This window comes from Collinsella sp. An2 (assembly GCF_002160065.1).
Classification (GTDB): domain Bacteria; phylum Actinomycetota; class Coriobacteriia; order Coriobacteriales; family Coriobacteriaceae; genus Limicola.
Window position 1 is genome coordinate 1 of the sequence record NZ_NFJW01000032.1, and the last position, 9,276, is coordinate 9,276.

Below are 9,276 nucleotides of genomic sequence, written 5' to 3' on the forward strand. Positions count from 1 at the left end.
AGTGCCGCCCTCACCACTTCCTCGACCGCGCAGCCCATGGCGCCCCTCCCGTCTCTCGTTGACGGGAGGATGGTCCCACCGCGTGCGGACACGAGCCTCCAAGAATGTCTAACATAGCCCGAAAGAGGCGCTAAGTGGCACTTTCTACTTTTGTCAGATGTTGTGGCGGTTGCGGAAATGAACAACGAAAGGCGAAGCTCTTGTTATGGGCTCCGCCTTTCGGTAACGGTTTCTAAATCAATAAACCTATGACCATATTTTAAGTGCGTAGTCTGCAAGGGCATGCGCTCTGCGCGAGACTGCGGTGGCGTCAAATGTCGAACCCGTGTCGACAAGGTCAATGTATTCTGCTCCGACCTTCATACGGCCTTCAACAATTTGTTCGACAAGTTTGAAAGTGCCAGCAGCGGTTTTTCCGCTCTTGTCAGGCTTCTTATAAGAAGCCACCTTATTGGCGAAACAGCTATTGCTGGCGCTACTGTTTTCCGGCCGCCGCAGCAGGCACATGTTGCCAATCGACTCGATGGTGTTGTCTTTAAACATTCCAAGTTCACGTTCGGCATCCTCTCCTTGGAAGGCGAGGGCCTCATCTGGCTGGGATTCAAACCATTTCTGTGCGTCAAAAGACTGAGGAATAATATGTTCGAGCGTGAACTCTTCTGTTTGATCGAGATTGCTATCGCCCGCCTTATTACGGAGATAGTTCTCGATAGATTCGAGATAGTAACGAGCTCGAGCGGTGTCAGAGGGCTTTTCGGAGTCGAACGTCATGTTCTCGAAGTCTCGTGCAAACGTCGGGTCTGATTGCTGACGTTTTACTATTTCGTCCAGCACGTCACTGACAGGCTGTTCCTTAATGGCAACGCATATCTTTTCGAAGTATTTGTCAAGAAGGTTGGTCGATTTCTGACAAACCTTGTGTCTCACGAACAGGACCAGCAGCTGCTTTGCTACATCCCTAAATTGTTTGGAGTCAAACTTGTATTGCATTGCCGCAGTGAGCAATGGGACGATGGATTGTGTTGGATTGATTTTTCGTATCCCGACTAGAAGCGCCTTGATATCCGGAGAAAGCTCTTTCTGCTGACCGTCCATGTATGAAGACTGTGAAACTATGGTTCCATAGTAATCAGCAGCATGCTTCAGATCGCCGAATACCTCGAGCACCCCTTTTGACTCAAAAGAGTTGAGATACTTGTCGGTAAATACTCGAACAAGCTCTTGCTTGGACACGCGACGATTTACCTTTGTAAACATATAACTGGTAAAGAACGATTCCATGTTCTTGGCGCCGCCCACCAGTTCGGAAACTTGGGTCCATTCTGATTCGATTGTACTCATGGCGACAGGATGCTTCTGGCGTGACCCCCTGCCCATAAGCATGTTCTTGATTCGGTCCGAAGAGGTGAGCCTAACGCCGGTCCCGTTAAGGGACTCGAAAACCTGGAAGGCATCCTCCTCGGCAGAGCAGTCGATGCGGATGATTTTCATCCGCTGGGCGATGGAGAGGAACATCTGAAAATAGAAATCGTAAAGATCGATTGCCAAAAGCGGGCTGTTCTTTTCCAAACTATCATCCATTTCGGGCAGTTTTTCCAGTCGGAACTGCCTGACATTCTCCTGATGTAGGAGGTATGCCTTCTCAATGAGCAGCTGCTTGCCAAACTGCTCTTGATTGACGATGGACTTATATGATTCGTAGGTAGATTTAACAGGAATTAGATGAGGGATTTTTCCTTTTTTACTTTTCGACTGTCGGTCGCTCACGTCTGTGACAAGACAATTGCGCATTCTCGTTAACAGTGTGTTCCAATCCTGCACATCTTGGCTGTCCTTATCTGGCAAGGAATTGAACGTATCTTGTTGGTCGAGCATATCCTGATAGAGAGCTGCGAGAATCAATGTCAGTGACGTCATGCGCTGTTGGCCGTCGACAACGTGTCTAACAGAATAGGAAGCGTCGACGAGCTCATCCGCTTGATATCTCTGGTCGTATGGGTCTTTCTCGTAATCCATAAGGACAAACGAACCTAGGAAGTGATTAGACTTCCTCTCATAGCACTCCTCCACGTCGTCCCAAAGTTTTCGGTTCTCTTCGGTATTCCAGACGTAGCGCCTCTGATAGAGCGGAATGGCGTAAGCATACCTGCCACCAGTGGACATAAGCTCTTCGAGGCTCTTCTGTTCGGCTTCAAACGCTTTTGGCATGACACATCCTCTCGCGTTTTGCTGTGCCCCGGAATTCGTGGGGTCGCATGCAGGAAATACGAATTACCAATATGAATGATAAAGGTATTCAGAGCACTGCGCGATGTATTTGAAACTGATGCCTATGCTTAGCTGCAACTTTTCGTTCTTTTCGAGCGGAACGAAGGTCATCGTTCTAAGGTGCTTTGCGCCTGTGCTGCTTGCAAATCGTTTGAGCGAAATATGCTAGTTAGATCACCACACCGTTGCAGTGATCAATCTCGTGCTGAATGGCCTGGGCCACCTCACCGGTGAAGGTGCGTACGTGCTGATGGAACTCTTCGTCGAGGTACGAGACCTTGATGCGGCGCCAGCGTGCGGTAGGGCGCGTGCCCTGCAGCGAAAGGCAAGCTTCTTCGGTGCGGTACTCGCCCGCGCCTCGAATGATGTCGGGGTTATACATAAGGCGCGCCTTCGAGCCGTCTTGAACCACGATCACTCGCTTGTGTACGCCGATCATGTTTGCGGCAAGCCCCACACACTCGTGTGCATGCGCCGCCAGTGTGTCCAGGAGGTCCTGTCCGACCTGAGCGTCCTCTGGCGTAGCCTCTTCGGAAGGCATGCGAAGCATGATGAGCGAGGTGACGATGGGCTTGATCATAGCGGGCTCCTTTCTATTGCGGCCCGCGTGTCCGGGTCGGCTCAGCTCCAAGACGGTAGCACGCACCGCGCCGCGCGTAGGCGTCGGCGGCCGAACTTCAACGTGTCTTAAGCCAATGTCAACATGGTGTGAAAATTGGTGAGTCCGCCTACGCCTGACTTTGAATTCATGGAGCAGGGTTCAAGACGCAGCTTTTCAAGGTGCCGTCTCTTGCCGATGGTGCACAGGCATTCTAGTTGGAAAAACAAAACATATGTTCGCTTTTGATAAGTGTATGTGATAGACTCTATAAAAAGATTTGTCTTAGGGGTGGGTGCCTATGGACATTTTGTCAGCGAAAGAGGCTGCGGCGAAGGCGCTGGAATACGTGAGTGAGCTTTCGCCAGAAGCAAAATACATTGCGCTTGAGGGGATTGAGCTGAGCCCCGATCAGGATGCGTGGCTTGTTATCGTTGGCTATGTGATGGCAAGCGATATTCCCCAAATGGCTCTTGTCGCCGCAAACGTAGACATGCGCTCGCGTAGAACCTACAAGCGTCTGATATTGGATGCTCATACCTTGGATCTACGCAAGATGGAGCCTTATGAAATCGCCGCGTAGCATTGCGCTCGACAGCAATGTTCTCACGTTGTTCATCGTCGGTCTTTACAATCGCAATGCCATCTCGAAGCACAGGCGACTGAAGGCGTACGAAGCCAGCCATTTCGATAAGCTGGTTGCGCTGATTGAGTCATTCGATTATCTAGTTACGACGCCTCAATCCTTGGCCGAAGTCTCCAACCTCCTGGATTTCGATAAGCAGTCGGCTCGACATACGATGGGGCTGCTCAAAGGGCTCCTCCAGGGAGCCTCTAGCCAAGATGAAATACACGAGCAGCTTTTCCCGTCGAGACTAATTGTTGAAGAAGAGTCCTACATGTGGCTTGGTTTGGCCGATGCGTCATTCGTACAGTTGGCAAAGCGAGGAGTGCCGGTGATTACTGCCGACGCCAGGTTGTTCGCACGCCTTATTGCGTTCAATTCACAATGTGTGAATTTCATAACGTACGCGTTTAGTTAACTGAAGCGCGTCGCGTCAGGATGGCCTACGCCCAAACGTGGGTCAGCGGGGCACAAACATGTGGGGCGCCTTGCAATGCGTTGGCGCCCCCGATTTGCGGCTTACGCCTGTTCCAGCAGCTCTTCAATGAATCCGACGCGGTAGTTCTTGAATACCGCCTCGCTTTCCTCCTGGGTGGCGTCCAAGTCGACGTCTGCCATGATGCCGAAGTCGTGGTCGCCATCGTTGTCGTGGAAGATCTGGTGCACGTGCCACACGTGGTCGGCCTTCTCGTCGGCATCATCGATGGAGAGGAACGCGGCAGAACGAGCATCGCCATCGGTCAGGATTTCGTCGTGCGCGTCATGGAACGCATCGAGTGCGCGTTCCCAGCGCGTCTCGGACATGCCCCACGCCTCGTCGAGTTCGCCGAGGTCTTCGGTGCGCCCGCGGGAGGCCAGCCGAACGCGTAGGAACAGGGCGTTGCGCACCAAAAGCGTCATGCCTCGGCGGTCTGCCACCACGACGTCTGCATCCTGCGGCGGCGCGGCGTCGAGTGCAGCGGGGTCGCCCGCTGCGGCCCATTCGTCCACCAGGCTGGAGTCCACAGAACGCACCACGAACCCAAGCCATGAAATGATGTCGTTCAGTTGCTCGTTGCGCTTCGAGGCGGGTACGGTGCGGTCAAGCGAGCGGAATGCCTCGGCCAGATACCTCAGCAGGATGCCCTCGGAGCGAGCGATCTTGTAGCGCTGGATATATCCCTTGAAGTCCGAAGCCGTCTCAAGCATGTCCCGCAGCACCGATTTGGGCGAGAGCTCGTAATCGTTTGCCCAAGGGACCTTTTCGCAGTACTGAGCAAACGCCGCTTCGAGCTCGTCTTCGAGCGGCTTGGGATAGGTTACGTCGGCGATGCGTTCGAGTCGCTCCTCGTAATCGACGCCGTCGGCTTTCATCTCGGCCATGGCACGGTCGCGCGCCGCCCGCTCCTGGGCGCGAAGGACCTGCTTGGGGTCTTCGAGCGTCGCTTCGACCATGGAGATGAGGTCCATGGTGTAGCTCTCGCTCTCAGGATCGAGCAGCTCGAGCGCGGCCAGCAGGAAGGGGGAAAGCGGCTGGTCAAGCGCGAAGTCCTCGGGCAGGTCGACGGTAAGTGCGTAGTCCCATTCTGGCTCTGCACCCTCGGGCGTACCGGGTGCCGGGGGGACCTGGGTGCGCACAACGACGCCCGAGTCGATGAGCGTCGCGAAAATCTCGTTCGCGCGCTCCTCCAGGCGTAGCTTCTCTTCGGGCGTCTGCAGGCTGGCGGCAATGAGCTCGTGCACGTGCTCACGCGCGTCGCCGCCCTGTTCGACTATGGAGAGCACCATGGAATGGGTGATACGCAGGCGCGGTTTGAGCGTCTCGGGTGCAGCCTCGGTCAGGCGCTCAAAGGTCTGCTTGTTCCAGGTCACAAAGCCCTCAGGAGGTTTCTTCTTCTTAAGTTTGCGCAGCTTCTTGGGGTCACCGCCCGCTTTGGCCACAAGTTTGGCATTCTCGATTTCGTGCTCGGGGGCTTCGGCGATGACCATGCCCTCGGAGTCGAAGCCGGCGCGTCCCGCGCGTCCCGCAATTTGGTGGAACTCTCGAGCACGAAGGCGGCGCATCCGGTGGCCGTCGAATTTTGTGAGCGCGGTGAGGACAACCGTATGTATGGGCACGTTGATGCCCACACCCAGGGTATCGGTTCCACAGATGACGGGCAGAAGCCCCTGTTGGGCCAGGCGCTCTACCAGCAGGCGGTAGCGGGGGAGCATGCCGGCATGGTGCACGCCCACGCCGCAGCCGATAAGACGCTTCAAGATCTTGCCAAACGCCGTGGTGAAACGCGTGCCCTTGGCAGCCTCTTTGATGGCCTCGCGCTGCTCTTTGGTTGCAATGCCAAAGTTGGCAAGCGAGCTTGCAGTGGCGAGCGCCGCGTCCTGCGAGAAATGCACGATATAGAGTGGCGCCTCACCCCGACGCAGGGCAAGTTCGACGGTGCCTTCCAGGGCGGTGTCGACGTATTCGTAAGCGAGCGGCACAGGACGCGGGGCGTCGACCACCTGGTCGACCTCGTTGCCGGTGCGTTCGCGCAGGGCGTTGGCGATTTGCGTGACATCGCCCAGCGTTGCGCTCATGAGCATGAACTGGGTGTGCGGCAGCGTGAGCAGGGGAACCTGCCAGGCCCATCCGCGGTCAGGATCGGCGAAGTAATGGAACTCGTCCATGGCGACACAGCCAACATCGGCTTCGTCTCCCTCGCGGAGCGCCTGGTTGGCCAAAATCTCTGCGGTGCAGCAGATGACCGGTGCGCCCGTATTGATGTGCGTGTCGCCTGTGATCATGCCCACGTTGTCGCGGCCCAGCACGTCGACGAGGTCAAAGAACTTCTCGGATACAAGTGCCTTGATGGGGGCGGTGTAGTAGGCACGCCGGCCTTGCGCCATGGCCATGAAGAGCATGCCCAGGGCCACCAGCGACTTACCCGAGCCCGTGGGAGTTCCCAGAATCACATGGTCGCCGGCGGCAAGGTCCATGAGGGCTTCCTCTTGGTGCTCCCACAGTTCGATGCCGCGGTCTTCACACCAAGATAGAAAGCGCTCGAACGCTTCGTCAGCCGAGAGCCACGGCTCTGGTTCCGACCCGTCCTCGGGCATGAACCAGCTGGGGGACAATGCCCCAAGCGACCCCGCTTCTCCTGTGCCGCCTGTCCCGGCAGCGAAGGAACTTGCGCTCGTGCGTGTAGAAGCGCCGTCGGTTGCGGAGGGCGCCTCGACGTCAGCGGTCTCGCGGGCTATTCGTCGTGTATCGTCATTCATGCGGGCTGCTCCCGTCGATTTCGTAGCATCGTTTCCTGTTCATTATGCGTCATGGGGCTTGCCCGCACGCCGATCAAGTGCATGAGCCGGCGCTGTCCTGCGGTCGCGGGTTCCGGGGGCTACTGCACTGGCGACGGGCATTGACGACGCGGGGCCGTCGGCGCTGGGGTGTCCTCGATGGGGCGTGCGCACAGCCCAAAAGAAGCGCCCTCGCGTGCCTTATTGCCGGCGCGCCGCCCGTCTGCGGCGATTGATCGCGTTCTTTACGGCGTCCTCCATGCCAAGCGGCACGTAGTCCAGGCTTTCCAGATCGTCAGGAAGATAGGACATGAGGCTCGGGTTTGCTTTGCGGCCCAGGGCAAGCTGCTCGGGGCTCGGTTCCCTGTCGGGGGTGGCGCAGACGCCCCAGATGCGTGCGCCGCGCTCAACAAGCCTTGTCTCGTATTCGCTGGCGGGGAATTCGGGGTGGTCTGCGCGCGCGTCGTCAGATACCCAGAGCGTTCGAAAGCCTGTCGCCTCAAGCTGTGTAAGCGTCCAATCGCGCAGCGGCTGGCTGTCGGTGCGAAGCATCAGGGTACCGCTCGGCGCAAGAACCTTGCGGTAGACAAGCAAGCGGTCGATCGTGGTGAGCCGGCGACGGGCATCGTGGGCGCGGGGGTAGGGTGTCGAGAAGTTGAGCGTGATGGCGTCGAGCTCTCCCGGTGCGAAGACCTCGGGCAGGGCGTCCGCCCCGCGGGGAATGACGAGAACGTTGCGAAGCCCGCTTTCGAGGATGTATTGCGCTGCATACGCGATGCAGAGCGGCTCGGAGTCCATGCCCAGGAAGAGCGTGCCCGGATGCTTTTGCGCCATCTGGATAATAAACGAGCCTTTGCCGCAGCCCAGGTCAAGCTCAACACGATCAAAGCGGTTTCGATGCTGGCGCGCCGACGCGTTTATAGCATCGCAGGGAAGGGGATAGCATGCTTCTGCCCATGCACCTGCGAAGGTTTTGGGATGTGTTTCAAAGCCGTCGGCATAGCGCTCCAGACGCTCTTCGAGTACGAAGTTTTTGGGCGTTCGGATGTGCGTGATTCCCATGGCTACCTTTCATGGCGGGCGGACGGCTGCTCCAGGCGACCGATGCTATGCGATCGGGTCGGGCGCGGGGTTATTGGCGTTTGAGCATGATATACCGATTCAACGCGCCCGTCTTTCCATCGGCGGAGAACCTGGATATCTCCGTAGCCGTTCCAGCAGGGAGGGCCGAGACGAGCTCGTCGATCTCGCGTTCGCAGAAGTGGTGGCAGTAGCGCAGGGCGCTGCCGTCATCCTGCCATCCTAATAACCAGTCCCCTTCCTCGAGCGTATCGGCAATGTCTTGATGAGCATGTTCGCTTCGCGCCTGTTCGGTAGTTGCCTTTGCCTTGCGAGCGAGCCGGGGGTCATCCATGAACTGCCAGAACGATACGGCGGCGACGCCGCCGGGGCGGAGGGCTTCCATGAGGTAGACAAGCACGGCCGCACGAAGTGCGCGCCCAGGCACATGGTGCATGAACCCAAAACAACAAGCGAGGTCGAAAGCGTCCTGGACGCCCATTTTTGCTGCGACGTCTTTGCCGCGCACGTAGGGCGCCGCGGCATCGAGGTCGTTGAGGTTGTCGGAGCCGGTCGCGAGGGCGTCGTTAGCAGCCTCCTCGGGGCGCGAGCCTCCGGGCGGGCACTGCGGCTCAGGTTCGCCCAGAAACCTTTCAAGGATGTCTAGCTGCTGGAACGTGCAGTTGTCTGGCATGTCATGGGCGAGTTTTGGACAGCTATCCTGCGCGACAAAAACAGGATGCGTTGTCTTAAGCCTCTGTGTCAGAAAGCGTTCGAGGCGCAAGTTGCCACAGGCAAGATCGAGGATGTGCAGAGGGTCTGGCATTGCGGTGCCTTCGCCGCCAAGCTCGGCTTGTACGACGTCTGCCATCTGGCTCCATCCCATCCAGGGGGCAGAGCGCGTTGCGGAGAAAGAAGCGGCATGCTCCTGATAGAAGGCGTTGTTTAAAGCAACGAGGGATCTGGCGGCGGCGAAGTTCATCGGGGTCCTTCTTGTGAGCGATGTCGCAGGTGGTGCTGGTGTTCGTGCGGGCATTTCTCCGGGCGTATTCTGTGCGGATGCGCCTGGGGTTGCTCGCTTCTGAGAGGTGAGTATAGCAGCGAGGCGTTGCGCTGCAGAAAGAGCATCGCAGAGAGCGTTGCGGCTTAGCGAGTGGGGCGGAGTTCCCGTACCTGGCCGGTCGGCGTGGCGTCCTGGACCTGGACTGTCGGCGTGACGTCCCGGGGCAAGAGATGGTTCTGCCTGTGCTCTAAAATGACGTTTTGCCCGACCGGAGTTGCGAGGACCGACTCCGTTCTCAGCCGGCTTTACTCCTTGCGCGCGATTGAAGTCCTAGATTTTGCCATTTTGAGGCTATGTTAGACATTCTTGGAGGCTCGTGTCCGCACGCGGTGGGACCATCCTCCCGTCAACGAGAGACGGGAGGGGCGCCATGGGCTGCGCGGTCGAGGAAGTGGTGAGGGCGGCACT

The 9,276-nt window shown here is 57.5% G+C and carries 7 protein-coding genes; 2 read left to right on the forward strand and 5 right to left on the reverse strand.

The window, feature by feature from the left end; genetic code table 11:
* Positions 1-246: 246 nt before the first annotated feature.
* Both B5F33_RS10575 and B5F33_RS10580 read right to left on the reverse strand, forming a co-directional pair.
* The gene (locus tag B5F33_RS10575; protein ID WP_087411785.1) at positions 247-2,208 is read right to left on the reverse strand and encodes a DUF262 domain-containing protein; all 1,962 of its coding nucleotides are present in this window, start codon (positions 2,206-2,208) and stop codon (positions 247-249) included.
* A gap of 229 nt (positions 2,209-2,437) precedes the next feature.
* Positions 2,438-2,848: a peptide deformylase gene (locus B5F33_RS10580; protein WP_087411786.1), complete on the reverse strand. Its 411-nt coding sequence runs from the start codon at positions 2,846-2,848 to the stop codon at positions 2,438-2,440.
* A gap of 319 nt (positions 2,849-3,167) precedes the next feature.
* On the opposite strand from B5F33_RS10580, the gene B5F33_RS10585 reads away from it, so the two are divergent.
* Entirely contained in the window at positions 3,168-3,449 is a 282-nt protein-coding gene (locus B5F33_RS10585; RefSeq protein WP_087411787.1) for a hypothetical protein, read from the forward strand.
* Positions 3,433-3,909 carry a hypothetical protein gene (locus B5F33_RS10590; protein ID WP_087411788.1) on the forward strand — a complete coding sequence of 159 codons (477 nt, stop codon included), beginning with the start codon at positions 3,433-3,435 and terminating at the stop codon, positions 3,907-3,909. Before B5F33_RS10585 ends, B5F33_RS10590 begins: the two co-directional genes overlap by 17 nt.
* 101 nt (positions 3,910-4,010) lie before the next feature.
* Here B5F33_RS10590 and B5F33_RS10595 read toward each other — a convergent pair whose 3' ends face one another.
* The 3 genes from B5F33_RS10595 to B5F33_RS10605 form a co-directional block, all read right to left on the reverse strand.
* On the reverse strand, positions 4,011-6,566 hold the full coding sequence (locus tag B5F33_RS10595) for a DEAD/DEAH box helicase (protein WP_204214521.1): 2,556 nt from the start codon (positions 6,564-6,566) through the stop codon (positions 4,011-4,013).
* Between the two features lie 381 nt (positions 6,567-6,947).
* The gene (locus B5F33_RS10600) at positions 6,948-7,808 is read right to left on the reverse strand and encodes a methyltransferase domain-containing protein (protein ID WP_087411790.1); all 861 of its coding nucleotides are present in this window, start codon (positions 7,806-7,808) and stop codon (positions 6,948-6,950) included.
* Positions 7,809-7,878: 70 nt separating this feature from the next.
* Complete coding sequence (locus tag B5F33_RS10605) at positions 7,879-8,787, reverse strand: hypothetical protein (protein WP_087411791.1); 909 nt, start codon at positions 8,785-8,787, stop codon at positions 7,879-7,881.
* Positions 8,788-9,276: the final 489 nt, after the last annotated feature.